Raw genomic sequence first — 21,797 nt, 5'->3', positions numbered from 1 at the left:
ATGGCTCACTTACGAGCTTCCATCCATACACCAACTCATCTGTAAGCGTTTTATACCTATATCATACAATGTCTTATACATGCTTACCCCTTTTATGCTCATCTTCACTTTCTAAATGGCCTAGCTTCCTTATTTCCTTTAATTCCGCTGGTAACGCACGCTCTCCTATAAAGCTTTTGATCATGTTTACAAAAAGTTCTTTCTTTTCAAAAGTAAACGTATGTCCAATGTCAGGAACGATGACCCCTGCTGCTTTCGGGTGTGCATTCGTGATTTTTTCTGCTGACCGAGTCATAATGCCCTTTTCCTTTTCTCCCACTGTCACAAGAATCCGTGCCTTTGCTTGTTGAAATGTGTCAGGGAGCTTGTAATGAAGGTTTTCTTGAAACATCGTAAGCAGCGTCTTCTTCTGCAATTGTTTGGAATCCGCTGCATAATGATCCAGTACATCGTTTGGAAGTCCCATCTTTTCAGCTTGCAGCTGGATAAACCAATCTTTCTTTAATAACGGATATGTAAGAGGTAAAATGGGCCTTACCATCAAATAGAGCCATGGTAATGGCAGCACAAGGGCGCTATTGATGATGGCGATGTCTGCGATGTCTGGCTCTCTCGATAACACATCAACGGCTACCTGTGCACCTAGAGAGAAGCCAATTAGAATGACTGTACGACCATGTGCATGCTCCTTTATCCATGAAATGATTTCAAGAGCACTTTCTCGCATGGAAAACGACGTTTCATTTGCTCTTGTCCCGTGACCGATAAAATCAGGGGTATAGCATTCATACGTTTCCTTGAATATTTCCATATGCTCCTGCCACATCCAGCTGCTTACGCCTCCACCGTGCAGGAACATCATCATTGGTTTTTCCACCATCGACAACTCATCCACCATCCTTATATATAAGAAAAAGCAGTCGCTTTTTGAGCAGACTGCTTTTTCCATATGCTCCCTTCTATTATAAGGGAACTGTTATACAATTGGCTATTTTTTCAAATCTTCGATCGAGTTGACGTTTTTCATATAAGTCGGAACAACGAGACCCATGCGAAGACCCTTCATACTTGTACCGAGGTCATCATATTTTCCTTTGAACTTCGCTGCATACGTTTTATGCGTATTTGGAAGCCATGCAGATAATGATGCATCAGAGCTTCCGGTTGCAATTGCTGTCCACATTGGTCCCGCTTCAACCTGAGTCAATGTCACTTTAAAACCAAGCTCACGCAATACCTCTGCGGCCACATTGGTACTTGCAATCTCACTATCCCACGCAACGTAGGCAAGATTGATTTTGTCACCGTTTGACTTTTTCACGCCTTTTGTCCATTTCGCTACTTGATCTTTATGCTTTTTCACATATTTAACAGCAGCATCACTTGGTTTGACGCCATCCTGAATATCAAGCATCACTTCACCCATGTCATCTTGAGACCATTTAAACTGACTGAGCATTTTGGCTGCTTCCGGCTGATCCTTCGCAAATCCTTTACGAGAAATGGTGTGAATTTCTTCTTCGTCACCATAGGATTTTTTCGGATCATCTAAATATTTTAAATCGTAGCGGGAAAACATCCAGTGAGGATTCCAGCCAGTGATGATAATCGGTTTTTTACGGTCATACGATTTCTTCAATGTCGCTGTCATCGCTGCACTTGAGGCAGACACAACCGTCCAATCCTCTAAGCCGTAATCTTTTTTCGCTTGATCGGTTAAGGCCATAATACCTGAACCTGGATCAATTCCGATAATCGTTTTATTGACCTGCTGCGCTACACTTGCATTTGAATCTGTTTGTGCACCACATGCGGCTAGTAAAAAGACAAGCAGGGCGGTCATCCCAATGTAGAGAGACTTTTTCCACATTAAGCATTCCCCCTGGTTTTTTTCGTTTTAATGTTTTGTGTAATACGATCCAGTGTAATCGCAACGATAACAATGGCAATACCAGCTTCAAAACCAATCCCTGTTTTCAGCTGCGTTACCGCACTATATACTTCCGAACCAAGTCCTGGAGCACCTACCATTGCCGCAATGACGACCATCGATAGAGCAAGCATGATACTTTGGTTAATCCCAGCTAAGATGGTTTTTGTAGCAAGTGGAAGCTGAACTTTGAACAAACGCTGGAATGTCGTTGAACCAAAAGCTTCTGTTGCTTCAATTAAATCAGATGGTACTTGTTTAATCCCTAGAATGGTCATACGAATCGTTGGCGGCATAGAGAAAATAACCGATGCCACAACCCCAGGAACAACGCCAATATTAAAGAAGAAGATTGCTGGTAAAAGATAAACGAATGCAGGCATTGTCTGCATTAAATCTAAAATAGGTGTCACAATTTTACGCACCGTTTCCTTCTGTGATGCCCAAATCCCGATCGGAACCCCGATCACGATAGAAATGACCACAGCTGTCAAAACGAGTGCAAGCGTTTGAAGCATTGGCTGCCAGTAGCCTAAATAGTCGATCAGTAAGAATCCAATAAGTGTGAAAAGAGCAACTCCTCTTGTACTGATCCACCAAGCAATTCCGGCAAAGATAAGCGTTAAAATAATAGATGGAATCACGCCAAGTGCAGCTACAATACCATTTACTGTTCCAGCTAATCCATTTGTGATGCCATCAAAGAAACCACCAAAGGTTAATGTTAACCAGTCAACAAATTGATCGATATAATCCGCGAACGGAATTCTAGGTAAATCACTCATACTAAACATCTTATTCTACCTCCTGTGCAGAAGGCTCTTGTGCTTTAATTTCCTCTAGCTTGTTAGAAGACATGTTGATATATTCATCATTCCCTGATAATGCACCAATCAATGCACCTCTGACCACAATGCCCTTCATTCTGTTTTTCTCATCTACAACGGCAATTGGAATATTTGCTGCATCAGACACCGCATCAAAGATCTCTGTTAAATATGTTGATTCCAATACTGTCGTAAATTCTTTATCAAGAACAGTTTCAAGCGACGCACCCGTTTCTGCCGCTTTTTTCGCTGCTTGCGCAGAAATAACACCTAATAAATGCTTTTTCTTATCTACTGCATAGATAGACGAAATACCAAGGTTCTTCATGAGCGTGAGCGCAACACGTGCCCCTTTATCAATCTGAACTGTTTCTGCACGTTTCATAATATGACCAGCGGTTAATACTTTAGAAAGGTCTACATCTTCAACGAAACGTTCAACATACTCATTCGATGGGTTCATCAGAATTTCTTCTGGTGTTCCGATTTGAACGATATTTCCGTCTTTCATAAGGACAATACGGTCGCCAATACGAAGCGCTTCATCTAAATCATGCGTGATGAAAATAATTGTTTTTCCTACAGACGTATGAAGCTCAAGCAATTCATCCTGCATATCTTTACGAATTAATGGATCTAGTGCGCTGAATGCTTCATCCATTAACAAAATATCAGGGTCATTAGCTAGTGCACGTGCTAATCCAACACGCTGCTGCATTCCGCCACTTAATTGATTTGGGTACTGCTCTTCAAAGCCCTCAAGTCCAACAAGCTTTAAAGATTCAAGCGCTTTAGAGCGGCGCTGCTCTTTCTCAACACCTTGCAATTCAAGTCCGTATTCTGTATTCTCCAGAATTGTACGATGCGGGAACAATGCGAAGTTTTGGAAGACCATGCTGATCTTTTTCCGTCTGACTTCACGCAATTGATCCTTTGACATATTTGTTATCATATCCCCATCAATATAAATTTCGCCGGAGGTTGGTTCGATTAACCTATTTAGCAGCCGCACAAGTGTGGACTTTCCGCTCCCTGATAGCCCCATGATGACAAATATCTCGCCGTCATACACATCAAAATTTGCTCGATTGACACCAACTGTTGCGCCGGTCTCTTTTAGGATTTCTCTTTTTGTCTTCCCTTTTTCAAGCATTTGAGATGCTTTTTTCGCATTTTTACCAAAAATTTTAGATACATTATTTATCTTGATTTTAATCTTTCTCTCTTCAGAATTCATTTTTTCCCTCCAAATTAGCATCTTTATAACCGTAACATAAGCGTTATGATGCGAACAATCTTTAGAATTCGCTTATTTCCGCACAATATGTATGAATTCCATATAGAGGTCTAGTGATTACAGTTTATACGCCGTATTACTCGTAAATCCTATAGAATGCTTCATAAACTACATATTTCACGGGGTATTTTCTCTCATTAGACAATATTTCACTGAAAATTCCTTATTGTGCTAAAAATGAAGTCGAATCCGTATCATAGCGGACTTTTTCTTTCATGGGTGAACCATTCCCCTGAACAGGATTTACCCGAAAAAAGTCACATAAAAACCTTTTTCCTCAAATTTATAAAAAAACTGCCTGCAACTTTCGTTACAGACAGCCTGTTTTTTTAGGACTCTAGGGCAGCTCTCTTAATATTATCTTGAAGTTCAAGCATACGTTTTGTTCCGTCCTCACGTAATCGTTTGTTTTCTTCTTCAATCTGCTTCGTCTCTTTCATCCCTTGTACAATCGTATTAAAGGATGATTCGATCGTTTCAATGTCGATGCTTGGACGACCTGATAATTTAGCAATCTCAACACTTTGACTTGAGATATTTTCGGCATTTCGTTTCAGCATTTCATTCGTTCTTCTGTCCAGTTCACTCATAGAATCAGCCACAAGCTTTTGTCTCTTCACTGTCACCGCTTGAATAATTCCATTTTTGAAAATTGGAATCGTAATGATGAAGGCAGAGTTAATTTTACCGATTAATTTCGTATTACCACGCTGCAGCAAACGGATTTGTGGTGCCGTTTGAAGTGCCACCATCCGTGCCATATCAAGATCATATACACGCTCTTCAAGCGCTTGAATCCCATTACGAAGCGTATCCAGCTCCATTTGTGCTAGCTGATTTCCCCCCGCTGCTTTTTCTTCATAAGAAGGAACCAATTGTTTTAATTCTTCGATCTTCATTTGACCTGCGACGACATACTTTTCAAGCTCCATATAGTATTGAATGTTATGCTCATACATTTCTTCAAGCGTAACCGTCGATTTGGTCATTTCATCTTTGTATTTACTGATTTCCACATTGATTTTTTCAATTTCTGCACCGAGCGTTTGATATTTACTGAAAATCTTTTCGATCATGCTGCCGCCACGTTTAAAGATTTTTGATAACAAACCGCCCTTCGGCTCGTCAAAATCATTTTTATCAAAACGATCCATAATCTTTCCAAGCTGTGTAAGCATCGTTCCTGAGTCTGTGACACTTGTTGAACGCATCATAGAGAGGATACGGTCAGAAAACTTAGAGATTTCGACAGCCGGCTGTTTCCCGTATTCAAGCAGTTCAAGCTGATTTTTGGCATCAATCTGTCTCGCAATGTTTTGGACTTCTGGTTCATTGCGGAGCTGAACGCGAATATCGTCTGCCTTTTCAATCGTGATTTCCTCTTTATCAATTGAAATGATGTCATTTCCGTTTGTATTTGTCATAAGCTTTGATCTCCTTATCGGTTTTTAATGGATTGAAATAACTTTCTCACAATAGACGGCTCTTTAAACTCTTGGTTCATGACCATTTCATCCAGCCAATGTGTATCAAATAATTGATCGTCTATATACCGCTCTATACACTGATAGCCAGCGGGATGATACACGAAGAGATCCACACCCATTTCATTTAGGAAAATCAGGGCAGCCGCATCAGAACGAGTCAGCTCACCATTATATTCCGTATGGTATAAAATCACTTTCGGTACAGTCTGGGAATAATCAAAGGTTTGAATGAGTTCAATTACATCTTGATTCATATGCAGAAGCTGCTTGAATAAATAAATACGCACATCTAATTCAGTCTCATGGCCTTCTTTTAACAGCTTCGGATGCTGACAAATGCGAGAAATGGCCTCTGCCATCGCAAGCTGCGTGCCCTCATATAAATGCGAGAACTGCCACACATTGCTTTTCATTAACAAATCTGGGTCAACCTCTCCCGCTTTAGAAAGTGCATGCTGATAATGAAATTGATAATTCGAAGACACTTCTTGTGTGAAAGGGAAATGACGAATCGTTTTCGTTTCTTTCCACTCCATTAGCGTATGAATACGGTCCCAATATTCTCGCTTGTCTCTCGTCACCCCCATCATCTTCGCAAAAAGATTCGGAATCTGTATGGTGTCACGGTCTGCTTTGAAATTCGGGCGGATAAACGACCGTTCCTTTGCAATTAAAAACAGCTCATCATACGTTGTCTTTAGCGTAATGGAATGAGGAGTATGATCTCTGAATTGCCATGGCTTATACAGCATGGAATCTTCTGTGTGAAGAACTTCTTCAAGCTCTCTTGTCGACCGATACGCCACCGTTGATTTCCTTTCAGGCTTTTCAGTAGGGAACGGCTCAAGCTTTGACGTTCCTGGATACTGATCAATAAAAGTCAGCTTTTCTTCTGGATCTAATTCACGAAATTGATCCTTGCCTTCTGGATGAAACAGCACCACATCACAGCCAATCAGCATGACATAGTAAAGAAAATAAAGCTGACTTTTATTCGCCTCTCCATACCAAATGACAGCTGGCAATTTTTCTTCCATATTTCCTTCCTTCAGCCATGGTCCTAGATGATTATTTGAAAACTTCACTACATCTAGTAATACACGACGGAAATCGGGATGCTGGAATCCCCCTTCATGCAGCTGCTTGAAATGTTCAAACACCTGGATTAACGAAAGGCGGATATGCCGGTTCATCACTGGATTTGGATGACGGACAATGAGCTGTTCACCATCTAAGAAAGCCACAAATCGATTCACGGACAATCCCTTCTCTTCCTGATTGATCATATGAATCCGCTGGAGCGCTTGAAAGTGCTCCGGCTCAATATGCCGGTTGAGGGTTTCACTTAAAATATGCATGCCGGCAGTTTCGTATAATTCATGTAAATAAATAAAATAATCGGTTGCATCATGCGGAGTTCCAAGGACGCGGGCAGCGAGACGCGGCAAGGATAAGGTGTGCTCGTCCTTGACGTAGCCGTCTCGTTCAGGGAGCGGCTTTTTCAGCACGTTTTTCCAGGCTTCCTGTTTCGCCCGTGTCTGGGTTACATTGATTTCTTTATAGCTCACGCCGCTCCTTCCTTTCTCCTATATTTTCTCGAAAGCTACTACTATCATATCATTCAGCCTTCTACTTCTGCTATCGAATCGAAGGCTTTTTTGCTGTGCATCTTCTTTGCGACAGAAGCGGCGATTTCATCTGCGGCCGCCATGCCAGAGGCTGCCGTCGGTTCAAGCGATAGATCAACATCTAAGACTTCCCCATGACTCGGAACGAAGCCTTTATCCGCTTGACGTATGAGATCAGCATCTAACAAGGAGTCGCCCGCACCATATACATATTCAAGGTGTAGCCTTTCTTTTAGAAAAGCAACAGCAGACCACTTATTGAGCGGCTTTGGAATAAAATACAGTTTCCGGCCTTGAAGGGAAACCTGCCAGCCTCTCTCCTCACCCCACAGCCTTAATTCAGCAAGCGGAATTTGAGTAAGAAACTCGTCTTTCATAATCAAATAAAGAAATCTTCCCTCAGCTGTTCGAGTACGTTTGACCCAAGCAGCAACCGGAAGTTCAGAGATCGCCCGCAGCATATCTCTCACCGGCATACACTTTTGCAGTTTCTCATCTACAATCGCCTGCCACTCCTCCAGCGGCTTGCCATGATGAAGGATACAGCCGCCGTTTGTCGTGACGGCATACTCTGGTTTGATCTCTTGCTGAAAGAGAGTGATTCGTTCAAATTGTGCTGTCGTTCTTGTCGTCACTGGGATAAACCAACCTGCTTGATGAATTGCCTGTAAGGATGCTTTCGTTTCAATAGACATATAGGAAAGCGGCCTGTCGTCCAGCACCTCAATTAATTCGTATGCTCCCTTGTATGCATACTGCTCCAGCATTCGATGTGAGTATATTAGTGTCCGGTCTAAGTCACTGGCAAACGCCATGTTCTTCATGACGATTGCTCCAATGGGCGGATGAGCCCGCAGCATGTGTAGGACATGTTGGCATATTCAATGACGGGCACGCCTCTGTCCTCTGCGAGTAGTAAAATGTGCTTGAGCTTTTCCCGAGATCCTGGCTGAATGAGTATTTTCCAAGGGACTCTTCTGAGCAGTACACGGGTCGTCTCACCGACGCCGGGCTTAATCAAATGCGTATTTTCAATTTGGAACTCCTGACCAATCGCTTCAATGGAGGTCATCCCTCGCCAGTCAGGAGGTGTTCCTTGTGCGAGAAGGGTCTCTGCTTTCTCTTTTACATTTGCATCAAGTTCAGAAAATGCTTCTTCAATTGTATTGACATACAAATTAGAGACATCCTCATCAGTGAGCTCTTCATAATACTTAGCCCCATGGAAATCATCGGCATGGATCCAGCGGTTGTTTAGCACCGTTCGACTAACTAGGCCAGAGACTGTTGAATTCAAGCAGGCGCTTGGAATAAGGAAGTCCTCTCTCGTTCCGTAAACACTCGTACAATAACCAGGATCAGCCAGCACAGCCAGCTCACTCGAAAGACGAATTCCATATTTCTGTTCAAAATCAAGCACCGCTTGTTGAAGCTCTTTGGATATTGCACCTTTTCCAGTCCAGCCGTCAATAAAGGCAATCTCAAAACCTGGATGTTCTTTGAGTATATAATGCAACGCATTCTCATCTATTCCACGGTCACGAATAATAGAGATGCTATAATGCGGCAAATCGAGACCATATGTCTTTCTAATATACCGTTTAATGAGCACCCCGATTGGTGTCCCAGCCCGTGCCAAGCTGCAAAGAACGGTTTGAAAGCCTCGCTTTTTCACAATTTGTTCTGCGACAACCGCTACGGCTTCCGCTACCTTTTGCTTACTTTCTTCAAGAGATTGATAGAATAAGTCCATATAAGATGCCGTCGGCTTGTATTCAATTGGCAGCATTTCTGAGTAATGTGCACCGCTCTGAATAGAGCGCTCCCGCTCTTCTGTACTTTTCTCCATCTCAATCGATGATAAATCCTTGAGTAAGAAGGTTACGTCCTGCTCTGGATAGCTTCCCATCTTTGTATACACGTTAGCCATTCACCTTCACCTCATCTGATAAAGTCACAATATGCACATGCTTCACATGCCGCTCAGCAAATAAGTGGATCAGCGGCATCAAAGCTTCTTGAGACACATTTTTCTCAAAAAACAAAAAGACATCATCGTACTGATCTTTAGGGATATTGTACACGTAGTGCTGAATGCGGGCATCCTCTGGACTCAAAAATGAGAACCCGTTTTGGACAGCGTACCCTTCCTTTTCAACCGGATGAATCGGACTTCTTGTCGTCGAATGAAAAAGGACACCTTCGCCCATATGAGCTGCAAGTCTCATCGGCACATACATCAATTCTCCTGTTCCTAAGCAAAGTGTCTGTTTTCCTTTTCGTTCTCGCTGGAGCTTCCATCCAGCTTTAGCAGCAGCTTGATCAATGGCGTCCGTGTCCGCTGCACTTAAACCGAAACGACCTGTTTCATGGATATATGGCGAATGACCCGCCGCATTGACTGCATGGGAAAGTGAATATGGCACTTGCTTAAAGAAGGATTGAAGAGAATGAAAAGAGAGTTCGGGTCTCTTCTCTTGCACAGCAATCTCATACGAATAAGCAGGCTCATCCAGCGTTGTCCCCCGAAACATCATCTGCCCTTTTAATAAAGATAATGATGTGATATTTACCCCCAGCTCCTCTTCAAGCTGAAGCATCGCTTCCTCGTGCTCCTCTGTTCTCCAATCTAAAATGGATAGAATCGTATAAGAGGATCTAGGGTGCTTTGCGTGCAGATCCCGAATAATATTCATATTTGTTCGGCCTGTCGTGACCTCATCATCTACTAGCACAATTGGACGATCCGTACGAAGTAAGGCGTCGTCTGCATAGCAAAGCTGATCCGTGGCATGAGAATGTTCTTCTTCAAATACGAGTGAAGGATCAAGATCCAACAATTGTTCACGTGTTGTATGAATATAAGAGGCTCCTTCTATGACGTCATACACACCATGACCAAGCGCTGTTGCCGTTTCAGCAAAACCGATCACGATCGGCTCGTTACTTGCCGGCAGCTTCTCTTGTTTGAGCGCTTCATAGGCTTCGATTAACTTAGCATGATCATCCGTTTTTAGAGCATCTACTACACAGTCTTGGTGCGGGGGCGTCTTGCCTGTTTGTTCTTTTGCATAAGCCATTGCCAAAAGACCTGAGACGAGGAGTGGTTTCAACGGGTGAACAGGCATATGTTTCCCGAGCACCTTACTAACAAATAAAAAGGCTCTCTTTTTGTTCACCCGTGCCGCCATGTCAAAAAGATGTTCTTTTTCAAGCTGAAGCATACCTTCTTTGAGGTTAAGCTCCACCTCCATATGTTCCAAGATGTTCAGCGTATGCGGCTTCTGCTTCTGTGAGTATGTCGATATAGCTTCTATTTTCATGAAACACCCCGTAAATGTCTGACTTCATTAAAATGTTTTCCGCCCAGCGATAGTGCGGCTTCGTTTCGTTCATTTTATTAGAAAAGGTACTCTTCATCACGCCGACTGTACCATCTGCATGCTCTAAAATACTTAATGCATCCATGTACTCTTCCTTTGTGACAACGTACATGCTTTGAACTGGCTTGAGATGCGTTGGATGGATGACTGTCTTGCCATGAATACCGTTTACCACATCCAGCCTTGTCTCTTTGAGCAGACCTTGCATATGATCGAGCTCAGATGATAAAGACTCACCGCTCTTAGAAATTGCACGGATGAATGGATTTTGTTCTTTTCGTGCCGGTCCAAAATGCTCCCATACAGCTCCTGATATCACAAATGAACGACCAAAATAATTGATGATATCTGTGATCAACTCAGCAATGACTCTGATCTCATAAATGGTGGTCTCGCGATCACGGCGAATGCCGTACAATCCACACAGATCCGTTGCCCCAATGCGAATATTCAAAATATATTCCTCATCATTCAGCATGATCTGCTTTAATTCAGACAACACCTGATATCTCGTTTCTTTTTCTAATAAATCTGGTGTTTCTAAAATGGGCATTCCGTATAGTGTTTTCTGAGTTTGTGCTGAAGCTCGTTTCAAACTGTCTACATATTCCTTTGCATTGTGAACGGAGCACTTTGGAAACACAAAACCAGTCAGTAAATGAAGAGAGGAACCGAGCAAATCTGCCATTTTGAGCAGCTGTTTGGGCGAACGAACCCGAATAAATAAAAGCGGCAAATGCTCAGCCATTTCTGGAGATTGATGAATTGTCTCAGAAAGGCAGGTCAATTGTGCCACTATATTCTGTTCAGCCATTTCCACTTCTTGATCACCAATGGCGTCCTCCAAGCAAAACACAACAGAGCAAAGCGCTTCATATTTCTGCGAAAGCAGCATGTCTGCTACATCCTGTCTTGTCGCAGGCATATACAAAGTAGCACCTAATGCATGCGCAAGTACATGCCTTGGCGTCAATGAATGAACTGCCGCCGGCCGCTTAAAAAAAATATCGTGCTGCCTCGCCTCTGATAAAAAACGAAAATATCGCATGCAGTGCCACCTCCTGTTGTAATGACTTGATGATTCAAAAAAGGATGGAGCCGCTAGTCAACTCCATTCCTTTTTGATCGTCCTATTCTTCTTTTGAAGCCGCAGCTTCGTTTGTTACACCTTGATGCTTCTTCTTATTGATTTTATGAACAATAAACGTTCCGATAAACGCTAGGATAATAATCGCAAAGAATGCGAGATGCGGGATTTCAATATGAGCAGCACTTAAGCCCATTTTGATGGCAATAATTCCAATGAGAATAAATGCCGTATTCTCAAGCTCTGGTATACGGTCGATGAGTACAAGGAATAATTGTGCCACTGTACGCATCATGAGAATTCCAAGCATTCCACCTAAAAGAAGAATCCATACTTCCTCAGATACAGCGAATGCAGCAAGAATACTATCTACCGAGAAGGCAAGGTCCATAATTTCTACAGAAATAACAGTTGCCCAGAAGACGCCAAATACACGAATCATCCAGCCTTCTTTTTTCAATTCCTTCGCTTCGTCATCTCCGTCACCTAACCAGAAGTGCTTAATGACCAGCCAAGCTAAGTATGCAGCGCCTAGAACCTTAATCCACCAAAACTTAATAAGCAGCATCCCTACGCCAATGAATAGAAAACGGAAGAAATAAGCGCCAATTAATCCGTAGGTTAATGCCTTTTTACGCTGCTTTTCAGGTAAATGTTTCACCATAACAGCTAATACAAGTGCGTTATCCGCTGACAACAAACCTTCAAGCACGACAAGGGTCCCAATAAGCCCCCAAGAGACAGGGTCTGTTAATACCTCTGCCCACATATGCCAATCAAAAAACGAGGCATACGTGTCCAACATATGTTTCAAAATGTCCAACTGGTTTTCCTCCTATAAGTGTAGAAGCATCAGCAGGCTTTCGCCTGCTGTTATTCTTGATCGCTGTTTCTTTCTCACTTTGGAAAATACCCTCATATGAGTCATTGGCAGCGCCTCTTGAATGAAGTTGTTTCTTCTCTTTACACTTCTAACCCATAATTTTGACAAAGAGCAGCAAGTCCGCCAGAGAATCCGCTTCCGATTGCGTTAAACTTCCAATCGCTGCCGTGCCTGTATAGTTCGCATACGACGACAGCTGTTTCAATTGAGAAGTCCTCCCCTAAATCAAAACGAATCAATTCTTCCCCGCCCTCTTCATTTACAACACGAACAAATGCATTAGAGACTTGTCCAAAATTCTGGCTGCGTGCCTCTGCATCATGAATCGTAACTGTAATTCCGATACGATCAATGTTAGCAGGAATTTTCGAGAAATCAACGAGAATTTGCTCGTCATCTCCATCTCCTTCACCCGTACGGTTATCACCGGTATGAGTGACACTGCCGCTTGGATGCTGCAGATTATTATAGAACACAAAGTCTGTGTCTTGTTGACAACGATTGTTTGCATCTACTAAGAAAGCCGAAGCGTCCAAATCAAATTCGGCTCCGCCTGAATATTTATTCGTATCCCAGCCAAGTCCGATCATCACTTTTGTCAGCCCTGGATTGGTTTTCGTTAAATCGACACGTTGTCCTTTTGAAAGCTGAATCGCCATATTCGTATCTCTCCTATCTTCTGAAAATATGAAAACGGGCGTTACCCGATATCTAAGCCGAAGTCTGTTGCAATGCGGGCAAGTCCGCCTTGATAGCCTGATCCAACAGCTGAGAATTTCCACTCTCCGCCATGACGATATAATTCACCTACAATAATCGCCGTTTCAATTGAAAAGTCTTCTGCCAAATCATAGCGAATGAGCTCTTCATTTGATGCCGCATTTAAAATACGGACGTAAGCGTTAGACACCTGTCCAAAGTTTTGGCTGCGTGCTTCTGCGTCATGAATTGTAATGACGAAGGAGATTTTCTCAATACTCGCTGGTACAGTTGAAAGATCAACATTGACCTGCTCGTCATCTCCGTCTCCTTCACCTGTACGGTTATCGCCTGTATGTACGATACTTCCGCCACCGCCAGTTGTTTGATTGTAGAAGACAAAGTCAGATGGAGAGTTTGCTTTCCCTGCTGCATCTAAAAGGAATACGCTTGCGTCTAGATCAAAGTCATGTCCGCCGTCATACTTGTTTACATCCCAGCCAAGACCTACGACTACTTTTGTTAAACCTGGATTCGTTTTTGTTAAATCAATTTTTTGACCTTTCGCTAAAGAAATTCCCACTAGGAACCTCTCCCTTCTAATTAAATGTAGTTTCTCGTAATATCGGCAAGCTTCGCATCGTTTGTACCATTTCCTACAGCTACAAACTTCCACTCATTCTCGTGGCGATAAAGCTCTCCAACGATTAATGATGTTTTACCTGCATATTCATCTTTTAAATTATATTTCACTAATTCTTGATTGTTTGAACGGTCAACAATTCGGATGTAAGCATTTTGAATCATACCAAAGTGTTGGTTTCTTCTAAGTGCATCATAAATGTTCACAACGAACACCAATTTATTCACATTGCCTGGCACCTTGCTTAAGTTGACGAGGACTTGTTCATCATCTCCGTCTCCTTCACCTGTCAGGTTGTCACCTGTATGCTCAACACTGCCGCATTTGCTTTTCAAGTTGCCAAAGTAAATCAAATCTTTATTTTCAACAAACTTATCATTTTTCAGCATCAGCACTGAAGCGTCACAATCAATATCAGCGCCGCCTCCGCCGCCAAACAGCTTACCTAAAAAACCGCCGCCTTGTGATACAGGGTCCCAGCCAAGTCCAACTAGAATATTGGTTAGTCCTGCTTTTCCTTTTGTTAAATCAATACGTTGACCTTTTTCTAATGTAATCGCCAAATCAATCACTCCTCCAGCATAATAAAAATCTATTTATTAAGCGATGGACCCTATTAAAATCATCATACATGAAAATTCGACAAAATTCATGAAATGACATTGGAGCCTCTTACTCTTTTTTCTATTTACTAGTATATACGATCTATGTATAAAAGAGGTTTCAATATGATGATATTTTTTTAAAGAAAGATCCATGCCAAAAATGATTCATGTCGTAAAAGGAGTGTTTCATGTGAAACATTGTCGAATATCCCCGTTACACAGCTTCTCGCTTAAAAAAGCTCGCATCCACTTCATATGTTGATATAGAAAAATCACGTACATAGCTGCGATAAACCCTTTCATTTCCTTCCGTTCATGTCTTTCTTTATACTTATGAATAGAATTCAACGTATTGAAGAAAGGGTGTTGATGATGCCATCACTTCATATATTAGATCAAGTCGCCATCCCTAAAGGCCAGTCCGCACAAGAAACATTGGTTCATACGACAGAGCTGGCCAAGCTTGCGGAAACACTGGGGTATGAGCGGTATTGGTTTGCTGAACACCACAGCACGAGAGGACTCGCGAGTACAGCGCCTGAAATATTAATGGCACATATTGCTTCACACACATCGACATTGCGCACAGGCTCTGGGGGGATTTTACTCCCGCAGTACAGCCCTTTTAAAGTAGCAGAAGTCACCCGCCAGCTTGAAGCCCTTTACCCTGGGCGGATTGAGATCGGGGTTGGTAAATCCCCAGGCGGAATTGAACGGACGAGACTCGCTTTGACAGACGGCGTGAAGAAAGAACTGTCTCAATTTGACCGCCAGCTAGAGGACCTACTTTTTTACTTATCTGACAGCCTGCCTTCCGGTCATCGGCATGCGGGCGTGAAAGCTGCTCCACTCGTTGATTCTTATCCGCCGGTTTGGCTGCTTGGACTCGGGGAAAACAGTGCCATCCAAGCGGCATCACTTGGAATCAACTATATTTTCGGACATTTTATTCATCCTGCACGAGGCAGGCAAGCTTTTGAAGCATATCGGTCACACTTTTCTCCATCCGTTTTCTCACGTCAGCCTCAGTCTATGTTTGCTGTCTTTGTGATTTGCGCAGTCACAGACGAGGAAGCAAGCCGCATTGCCACCAGTACAGATTTATGGCTGCTTCGGGTTGAAAAAGGGCTGGACAGCCGCGTTCCTTCTATAGAAGAAGCAGAGACCTATCATTACACTGAGCAAGAAAAGAAAAAAGTGTTACACAACCGCCAGCGAATGATTGTTGGCTCAAAGCAAACCGTGAAAGAACAGCTGCAAATCTTAATGGATCGCTATCAAACAGGCGAGATCATGATATTAAACAATTCATTTGATCCAATGGAAAAACAGCGTTCCTTTGAACGAATCGCAGAACTATTTTGAAGCCAATCTTTCGTTGGCTTCTTTTTTACATTGTCATAAAAAATGGGAAATGTAACATCGAGATGTCAAAAAGCTTCCTTCTGTCATCTGATCGCAAATGTGTCTTCTAATCGTTAGCGAACTGTAAACGCATTGTAGGTGTACCTTTTATATAGTAGAGGTACATATGAAATAACGGTTTACAATGCTGAGAAGGAAGGAGATGACTGGCCATGAATAAGCGACTCGACTGGGTGGATGCGGCTAAAGGAATCGGCATTCTGCTCGTCGTTATGGCACATGTACCCATTCCTGATTCATTCAAGCAATTTATATATTCTTTTCATATGCCACTCTTCTTTTTACTATCAGGTATGATGTTTCGATCATCCTCACAACCTGCTCTGTCATTTATACAGAAAAAAGCGAAAAGCTTGCTCTTACCTTATCTCTATTTCTCCATTATTACGTACGTTTTCTGGTTCACGGTGACCCGATTTTTCGCCTTTAAGGGGCAAACAGATATTGATCCCTTCGTTCCTTTTACGGGGATTTTCATTTCAAATGCCGATGAAGCAAGACTGACACATAACCCAGCCATCTGGTTTTTAACGACGCTCTTTTTAGTAGAAATGTTGTTTTTCTTGATGCATCGTCTGACAAAAGGAAAACCAGCTGTATTGATTTTACTGACTGTCCTTTGCGGCGGAGCAGGATATGCTTCCACGCTATTGTTAAACCAGAGCCTTCCTTGGAACGCCAACGTTGCGTTAACGGCTGTTGTGTTTTATTCAATCGGATTTTTAGCAAAACAATGGTTTGTGGAAATAAAAACAGATCCTACCCTTCTGTTATGTACAGGTCTGCTTGTACTGACTGCATATATGCAAAGCTTTAATTCACGAATTGATATGCGAGTCAATGACTATGGGGATCTATTCATTTTTTATGCTTGTGCACTGCTCGGTTCAGCTGCTGTCATTTATTTAAGCTTCAAATTGAAAACGTCCACGATATTGACGTATCTCGGACGTCATTCCATTGTGATTCTCGTCCTGCAATTTGCCGGCATCGATATCATGAAGGCATTTGTTTATTATGGGCTAGGCATCAATATCTCTGATACAGCGCAGCTTTCTTGGACGCTCTTTTATACGATCGGTACATTGCTGCTCATGGTGCCATGTATCTCTTTCTTGAGCAAGTATCCTATGCTGCTCGGCAAACCAGCAAAGTCAGCACACCGCTACAAAGAAAAAACATCCGCCGGCTAATGGGGCGGATGTTTTTCTATTATTCATCATTCAATTGAGAAGGATAAAGCGTCATTCCTCCATCAACAAATAATGTAGCACCTGTAATATAGGCAGCTTCTTTTGATACGAGAAATGCAGCGGCGGACCCAATCTCCTTTGGCTCGCCAAACGTTCTCATTGGAATTTTCTCAAGCTGCTTTTGTTTTTTTTGTTCATCTTGAAGGTCGTCATTCGATTCCGTTGCCATCGTACCTGGTGCAATCGCATTGACCCGAATACCCGCTTCGGCATAATCAAGAGCCAGCGTCTTCGTCATCATATTCATTCCTCCTTTAGAAGTAGAGTAATGAACATTGAACGGCCGCGGGATCTCTTGATGGACACTGGATATATTCAAGATTGATCCTTTCACATCATGTTCCATCATATAGGCAATCGCTGCCTTTGCTCCTAAAAATGAGCCTGTGATATTCACATCAATGACCTTTTGCCATTGTTCCAACGTCATTTCATGCGGCATTGCTTCTTCACCATTAAATCCTGAATTATTGACGAACACATCTAGTGCGTTAAAATTCTCCAGCGCGGCATCCATTAACGCCTGAATTCCTTCCTCTTTGGAGACATCTGCGTGTACTTTCACCGCCCTACCTCCATGCTGCTGAATGGCTTGTACTGTTTCTTCAGCACCCTCTTCATCGCCTTTATAATTCACAACCACGTTCATTTGTTCTTGTCCAAATCTCAAGGCGATGGCTTGTCCTATGCCTTTAGAAGAACCTGTCACAATGGCTGTTTTCCCTTTTAAGTCTTGATACATTCTCATTTCCTCCAATCACGTGCTTCATCTTGTTGATACACAATGGTTACCCATTTTGAAAAAAAGAAAAACACAATCCTCTTGAATACAAAGGATTGTGCTGTTCATCAAGCTAAAAGGTGTTATAAACATTCTCGCAAGTTTCAGCTGTGGGCTGGTAAAAGCAATGTGACTTATACCTTGCCACAAATGGCTGATTGTACCAAGTGGATGGACAATTTCCAGGCGGTTTGAAATACCAAAGGCTGAATTTCGCAGGCCAAAATCGTTCACCATTAATGTTCCTCCGTGCAAGCGTCTTTTCACTTTCTCGTGCTCGCTGATAAAAATAGCCATGCGTGACTGCCTCAAACGCATGCTCCTGATAAATCATTTGTGGAATCGTACGCAGCCCTTTAAAGTCAGAACAGTTGGCACGCAAACGATTGATGCCTACATTTCCTACAAGCAGCATCCCTTGTTTCCCTTCACCTTCCGCTTCGGCTCTCAGCAGTCTGGCCATTAAATCAATATCAGAGCTTGTCGCTCTTACCACTGCCATACATCCACCTCCCATTCATTTCTCTTTTATTTTATGTAGGGTTTCTGTGTAGATGACTGCCATTTTGAAGGGAAAAGACACATTCCGTGTCGAGAGCCTGTCTAAATACCTCAACATTTCACTGGACAAGCGTCTCTCTGTCAACAACACACAAACCTAGTGATCATACACATCACAGGAAAAAATATTCATTACTAACGACTCATTTACAAGTCATAAAAATCCTTCTATTTGCTACATCTTCTTCAAAAACAGTCATTTGAACCTATTCAATAATCCGACTCAAAACCTTAAAATATAAAATGTTGAGTTTTTACAGGAGATTTCAAACAATAAAATACACATTTCTCCTCTCAACATAGTGTCATTTTTACTACTTGAAGTGGATGAACCTTTCGAACGCACTGAGGTATTGACAGTACTTTCGCTTCATTCTACAGTAAAAAACATACAGTATTTTTCTTTTTGTGCAAAAAGAACGATATGAACTAAAGCTTTCCAATGAAATTCACCATAAAACCCGAGGAGGAAAACATCTCATGTTTAAAAAGAAATTATCCCTGTTTCTTCTGATTTTGTGTGTAACTGTTGTCGCTGCTGCTTGTAGTGGTGGAAAAGACAAAACTGCTGCGAAAGAAAGCGATACAAAAAAATCTCTTGATGCAGCTGAAGTAAAAGTAGAAAGTGCTGAGTACACTTTACCACCTCAATACGATACATCTGTTCAGGATGATCAGTATGTCCTAAAAGTGAATGTATCTGTAAAAAACATCAGCAAAGAACCATTGAATGTGGATAAAAGCAACTTTACGCTTTACCAAGATGACGCTCAGGTGTCTACCATCTCTCCTGATGACTACAACGAAGTATTATCTTCAAGCTCTCTAAATGCAGGTAAAGTATCAAAAGGTGGCCTTTTCTATGTAGTTGATAAAGAAAAAGACTATCAACTTGTCTACACAGAGCCTGGTACTGGATCGAAAAAAGATGACAAAACACTAGAATTCGATATTAAAGGAAAAGACTTGATGAAAAAGGCAGATACACTTCAAGCGTCTGCAAAAGCCCTTTCTTCTTATATTGATGTCATGATTTTTGGTAAGAAAAATGACGATTTCGAAAAACTAACAGGTGATAACAAATCAACTGTCGTAAACGAATTTGATAAATCATTCAAACAAGGCTACATTTCTTCTTCTGGTATTTCATCTAGCTCAGCAAAAGACGAAAACCTTGATAAGCTTCTAAAAGCTGTAAAAGAAACATTAGCTGAAAAATCAAAAGTATCAACGAAAACAAAATCAATCAGCGGTGATAAAGCTGTCGTGACTGTGACACTTACACCAATTGATGCAAGCCCGCTTGTCGATCGTTTAAAAGAAAAAGCAACTGAATTCTACAGCAAAAACCGTACAGCATCTTATGATGATGCTCAGAAATATCTACTTTCTATCTATCCAGATGAATTTAAAAAATTAGGACCATCATCTTCTGAAGAAACAGTAGAAGTGAACATGAAGAAAAACGATATCGATCAATGGAAACTTGATTTGAACGACTACAAAACAAGCTCATTGGTTGAAAAGTTCATCAAGAACTAAAGAAAAACCCCCGTTTCCCGGGGGTTTCAGACCGTAGACAAACCCCACTTTTACTTAAAGTAAAAGTGGGGTTTTCACTGATTTTGATAAAATTTATCTGTTGTCTTAGGCTGGACATGGTCCTTTCCATGTCCAGTTTGCTAGCTTTTTGAGATTCATGGCAGCGAAAGTAAGCATCGCCTGCATTGAAACTTTTTTGAGTCCACGAAGTTTCGTCCAACGCATACCATGCTTTTCTTTTGCATCCGCAAAAACGCGTTCTATTGTTTCTTTCCGTTTTGCATAAATGTCTTTATTCATTTGTGTCAGTCTCAGATGGTCTGCTTCATCTAGATAGTCCTGCCAAATATGCCGATGAATTTGTTTGGTGTGTTTTTGACTTTGTGTACAGTTATCTAAATACGAGCAGGACTTACATATCTCTGAATCAGACGCATATTGCTTATAGCCTTCTCTAGTCGTTGTACGATAGGAGAGAATTTGCCCGTTGGGGCAAATGTAACAATCAAAATATGCATCATATACGTATTCACTCTTTTTCAAATAACCAGCTTTTGTTCTTGGACGAGTGTAAGGCATGACAGGTCTTATCTCTTGATCCATTAAAAACTTAGCGAGATAAGGTGTTTTATATCCCGCATCTACTGCGACTACATTTGGTTTTCCGACTTTCTCTGATACCTCTGATACGAGTGAATCCAACATACGACTATCATGAACATTTCCGCCTGTGACCAACGAGCCTAAAATAAATCCTTTTGAATCACAAGCTGTATGAAATGAATAAGCAAATGACTTTTCACGTTCATCCTTTACATAGTAGCCACTTTCTGGGTCAGTCGTGCTAACTTTAACTTCTTTTGTTTCTTCTTTATTCTGTAGGGGTAAGGGCTTTTTTCCATGTTCTTCACGATCAATATTGATCTCCTCATGGAGCTGATTTTGATAACTTCTCGTCTCTACTCGAACGACTTTCTTTTCAAGTCTCTTCTTATTGGCATTCGCCTTGACATGAGTGGAATCAATGAAGGCAATTGAAGGGTCAACGAACCCTTTTTTCATCGCTTCTCTTAAGATTCGATAAAAAATTTGTTCAAATAAATCTGTATCATGGAAGCGTCTCACGTAGTTTTTACCGAAGGTAGAAAAGTGCGGGATTTTCTCCGAAAACCCATATCCAATAAACCAACGATAAGCCACGTTAGTTTCAATTTCTTTAATGGTTTGACGCATAGAGCGAATACCAAATAGATATTGGATTAAGACCATCTTAATGAGAACAACAGGATCAACACTTGGTCTACCATTGTCGGAACTATAATGATCTTTGACAAGATCATAAATGAAGTCAAAATCGATTGCTTGATCTATTTTCCGTACAAGATGATCTTGAGGCACTAATTCATCTAAAGCCACTACTTCTAATTGATTTCGTCTTTCTTCTTCACGTTTCGATAACATATTTATCCCCCACAGATTAGTGTTATTACCCTTATTATACAAAAAAGCCTGTAGACTTTGTCTACAAGCTGAAACCCCCGTTTCCCGGGGGTTTTTTATGAATATTTATCTGTCACGACAGTATGCTGAACTCTCTATATGTAAAATATTCTCGTATGGTAGACAAGGTTTCCTTAGCTTTATATATCTTTACGTAGGAAGCGTTTCATTTGATAGTATACATTCTTATTTTGGACTTCACTAATTTTATAAAAACACTATATATGTATTTCACATCACCAAAAAATATTATTAAAATTAATTAC

General features: G+C 41.6%; 19 protein-coding genes and 1 pseudogene. 3 read left to right on the top strand and 17 right to left on the bottom strand.

What is annotated here, in order from left to right:
* Positions 1 to 73: 73 nt before the first annotated feature.
* The 14 genes and pseudogenes from NST57_RS01745 to NST57_RS01680 all read right to left on the bottom strand — a co-directional run bounded on the left by NST57_RS01745 (position 74) and on the right by NST57_RS01680 (position 14,427).
* Positions 74 to 880 carry an alpha/beta fold hydrolase gene (locus NST57_RS01745; protein WP_445818809.1) on the bottom strand — a complete coding sequence of 269 codons (807 nt, stop codon included), beginning with the start codon at positions 878 to 880 and terminating at the stop codon, positions 74 to 76.
* A gap of 108 nt (positions 881 to 988) precedes the next feature.
* Positions 989 to 1,870: a glycine betaine ABC transporter substrate-binding protein gene (locus NST57_RS01740; protein ID WP_341297903.1), complete on the bottom strand. Its 882-nt coding sequence runs from the start codon at positions 1,868 to 1,870 to the stop codon at positions 989 to 991.
* Complete coding sequence (opuAB, locus tag NST57_RS01735) at positions 1,870 to 2,715, bottom strand: glycine/proline betaine ABC transporter permease subunit OpuAB (RefSeq protein ID WP_024718999.1); 846 nt, start codon at positions 2,713 to 2,715, stop codon at positions 1,870 to 1,872. Before opuAB ends, NST57_RS01740 begins: the two co-directional genes overlap by 1 nt.
* Positions 2,716 to 2,725: 10 nt before the next feature.
* Positions 2,726 to 3,994, bottom strand: coding sequence for a glycine/proline betaine ABC transporter ATP-binding protein OpuAA (opuAA, locus tag NST57_RS01730; RefSeq protein WP_045034621.1), 1,269 nt, complete (start codon positions 3,992 to 3,994; stop codon positions 2,726 to 2,728).
* Positions 3,995 to 4,383: 389 nt separating this feature from the next.
* Positions 4,384 to 5,478 carry a toxic anion resistance protein gene (locus tag NST57_RS01725; protein WP_142153824.1) on the bottom strand — a complete coding sequence of 365 codons (1,095 nt, stop codon included), beginning with the start codon at positions 5,476 to 5,478 and terminating at the stop codon, positions 4,384 to 4,386.
* A gap of 14 nt (positions 5,479 to 5,492) precedes the next feature.
* The gene (locus NST57_RS01720) at positions 5,493 to 7,109 is read right to left on the bottom strand and encodes a YceG family protein (RefSeq protein WP_341297902.1); all 1,617 of its coding nucleotides are present in this window, start codon (positions 7,107 to 7,109) and stop codon (positions 5,493 to 5,495) included.
* 70 nt (positions 7,110 to 7,179) lie between these two features.
* Positions 7,180 to 7,993 (bottom strand): annotated as a pseudogene (locus NST57_RS01715) (HAD family hydrolase).
* Positions 7,990 to 9,099: a cysteine protease StiP family protein gene (locus tag NST57_RS01710; protein ID WP_341297901.1), complete on the bottom strand. Its 1,110-nt coding sequence runs from the start codon at positions 9,097 to 9,099 to the stop codon at positions 7,990 to 7,992. Before NST57_RS01710 ends, NST57_RS01715 begins: the two are co-directional and overlap by 4 nt.
* Positions 9,092 to 10,423, bottom strand: coding sequence for a phosphoribosyltransferase family protein (locus tag NST57_RS01705; protein ID WP_341299176.1), 1,332 nt, complete (start codon positions 10,421 to 10,423; stop codon positions 9,092 to 9,094). Before NST57_RS01705 ends, NST57_RS01710 begins: the two co-directional genes overlap by 8 nt.
* Positions 10,407 to 11,600 (bottom strand): HpcH/HpaI aldolase/citrate lyase family protein, encoded by a 1,194-nt coding sequence (locus NST57_RS01700; RefSeq protein ID WP_341297900.1) that lies wholly within the window; start codon positions 11,598 to 11,600, stop codon positions 10,407 to 10,409. Before NST57_RS01700 ends, NST57_RS01705 begins: the two co-directional genes overlap by 17 nt.
* An 82-nt stretch (positions 11,601 to 11,682) precedes the next feature.
* The gene (locus NST57_RS01695; protein WP_008342130.1) at positions 11,683 to 12,462 is read right to left on the bottom strand and encodes a TerC family protein; all 780 of its coding nucleotides are present in this window, start codon (positions 12,460 to 12,462) and stop codon (positions 11,683 to 11,685) included.
* Between the two features lie 140 nt (positions 12,463 to 12,602).
* Positions 12,603 to 13,181 carry a TerD family protein gene (locus NST57_RS01690; RefSeq protein WP_007498343.1) on the bottom strand — a complete coding sequence of 193 codons (579 nt, stop codon included), beginning with the start codon at positions 13,179 to 13,181 and terminating at the stop codon, positions 12,603 to 12,605.
* 41 nt (positions 13,182 to 13,222) lie between these two features.
* A complete protein-coding gene (locus tag NST57_RS01685) occupies positions 13,223 to 13,804 on the bottom strand; it encodes a TerD family protein (protein ID WP_008342133.1) in 582 nt (193 codons plus the stop codon).
* A gap of 20 nt (positions 13,805 to 13,824) precedes the next feature.
* Positions 13,825 to 14,427 carry a TerD family protein gene (locus NST57_RS01680; protein ID WP_008342134.1) on the bottom strand — a complete coding sequence of 201 codons (603 nt, stop codon included), beginning with the start codon at positions 14,425 to 14,427 and terminating at the stop codon, positions 13,825 to 13,827.
* A 414-nt stretch (positions 14,428 to 14,841) separates the two neighbouring features.
* Here NST57_RS01680 and NST57_RS01675 point away from each other — a divergent pair, with 414 nt between their 5' ends.
* Both NST57_RS01675 and NST57_RS01670 read left to right on the top strand, forming a co-directional pair.
* A complete protein-coding gene (locus tag NST57_RS01675; protein ID WP_142153815.1) occupies positions 14,842 to 15,834 on the top strand; it encodes an MsnO8 family LLM class oxidoreductase in 993 nt (330 codons plus the stop codon).
* A gap of 212 nt (positions 15,835 to 16,046) precedes the next feature.
* Complete coding sequence (locus NST57_RS01670) at positions 16,047 to 17,087, top strand: acyltransferase family protein (RefSeq protein ID WP_341297899.1); 1,041 nt, start codon at positions 16,047 to 16,049, stop codon at positions 17,085 to 17,087.
* A gap of 19 nt (positions 17,088 to 17,106) precedes the next feature.
* Here NST57_RS01670 and NST57_RS01665 read toward each other — a convergent pair whose 3' ends face one another.
* Both NST57_RS01665 and NST57_RS01660 read right to left on the bottom strand, forming a co-directional pair.
* Positions 17,107 to 17,889 (bottom strand): glucose 1-dehydrogenase, encoded by a 783-nt coding sequence (locus tag NST57_RS01665; protein WP_048001328.1) that lies wholly within the window; start codon positions 17,887 to 17,889, stop codon positions 17,107 to 17,109.
* Between the two features lie 112 nt (positions 17,890 to 18,001).
* Positions 18,002 to 18,430: a cell wall hydrolase gene (locus tag NST57_RS01660; protein ID WP_008342138.1), complete on the bottom strand. Its 429-nt coding sequence runs from the start codon at positions 18,428 to 18,430 to the stop codon at positions 18,002 to 18,004.
* A gap of 539 nt (positions 18,431 to 18,969) precedes the next feature.
* On the opposite strand from NST57_RS01660, the gene NST57_RS01655 reads away from it, so the two are divergent.
* Positions 18,970 to 20,031 carry a DUF4352 domain-containing protein gene (locus NST57_RS01655; protein WP_039166404.1) on the top strand — a complete coding sequence of 354 codons (1,062 nt, stop codon included), beginning with the start codon at positions 18,970 to 18,972 and terminating at the stop codon, positions 20,029 to 20,031.
* Between the two features lie 105 nt (positions 20,032 to 20,136).
* Here the strand turns inward: NST57_RS01655 and NST57_RS01650 are convergent, their stop codons facing one another.
* Positions 20,137 to 21,492: an IS1182 family transposase gene (locus NST57_RS01650; RefSeq protein ID WP_341297898.1), complete on the bottom strand. Its 1,356-nt coding sequence runs from the start codon at positions 21,490 to 21,492 to the stop codon at positions 20,137 to 20,139.
* Positions 21,493 to 21,797 lie beyond the last annotated feature (305 nt).

Source organism: Bacillus sp. FSL M8-0077, assembly GCF_038050255.1.
GTDB classification, from domain to species: domain Bacteria; phylum Bacillota; class Bacilli; order Bacillales; family Bacillaceae; genus Bacillus; species Bacillus altitudinis.
This window is presented reverse-complemented; position numbering and strand designations above follow the sequence as displayed.

Bases quoted from the DNA above. Each gene is read 5' to 3' on its own strand.
- NST57_RS01745 (WP_445818809.1), bottom strand. From the start codon at position 880: ATGGTGGAAAAACCAATGATGATGTTCCTGCACGGTGGAGGCGTAAGC.
- NST57_RS01740 (WP_341297903.1), bottom strand. From the start codon at position 1,870: ATGTGGAAAAAGTCTCTCTACATTGGGATGACCGCCCTGCTTGTCTTT.
- opuAB (WP_024718999.1), bottom strand. From the start codon at position 2,715: ATGAGTGATTTACCTAGAATTCCGTTCGCGGATTATATCGATCAATTT.
- opuAA (WP_045034621.1), bottom strand. From the start codon at position 3,994: ATGAATTCTGAAGAGAGAAAGATTAAAATCAAGATAAATAATGTATCT.
- NST57_RS01725 (WP_142153824.1), bottom strand. From the start codon at position 5,478: ATGACAAATACAAACGGAAATGACATCATTTCAATTGATAAAGAGGAA.
- NST57_RS01710 (WP_341297901.1), bottom strand. From the start codon at position 9,099: ATGGCTAACGTGTATACAAAGATGGGAAGCTATCCAGAGCAGGACGTA.
- NST57_RS01705 (WP_341299176.1), bottom strand. From the start codon at position 10,423: ATGGAGGTGGAGCTTAACCTCAAAGAAGGTATGCTTCAGCTTGAAAAA.
- NST57_RS01700 (WP_341297900.1), bottom strand. From the start codon at position 11,600: ATGCGATATTTTCGTTTTTTATCAGAGGCGAGGCAGCACGATATTTTT.
- NST57_RS01690 (WP_007498343.1), bottom strand. From the start codon at position 13,181: ATGGCGATTCAGCTTTCAAAAGGACAACGTGTCGATTTAACGAAAACC.
- NST57_RS01675 (WP_142153815.1), top strand. From the start codon at position 14,842: ATGCCATCACTTCATATATTAGATCAAGTCGCCATCCCTAAAGGCCAG.
- NST57_RS01670 (WP_341297899.1), top strand. From the start codon at position 16,047: ATGAATAAGCGACTCGACTGGGTGGATGCGGCTAAAGGAATCGGCATT.
- NST57_RS01665 (WP_048001328.1), bottom strand. From the start codon at position 17,889: ATGTATCAAGACTTAAAAGGGAAAACAGCCATTGTGACAGGTTCTTCT.
- NST57_RS01660 (WP_008342138.1), bottom strand. From the start codon at position 18,430: ATGGCAGTGGTAAGAGCGACAAGCTCTGATATTGATTTAATGGCCAGA.
- NST57_RS01655 (WP_039166404.1), top strand. From the start codon at position 18,970: ATGTTTAAAAAGAAATTATCCCTGTTTCTTCTGATTTTGTGTGTAACT.
- NST57_RS01650 (WP_341297898.1), bottom strand. From the start codon at position 21,492: ATGTTATCGAAACGTGAAGAAGAAAGACGAAATCAATTAGAAGTAGTG.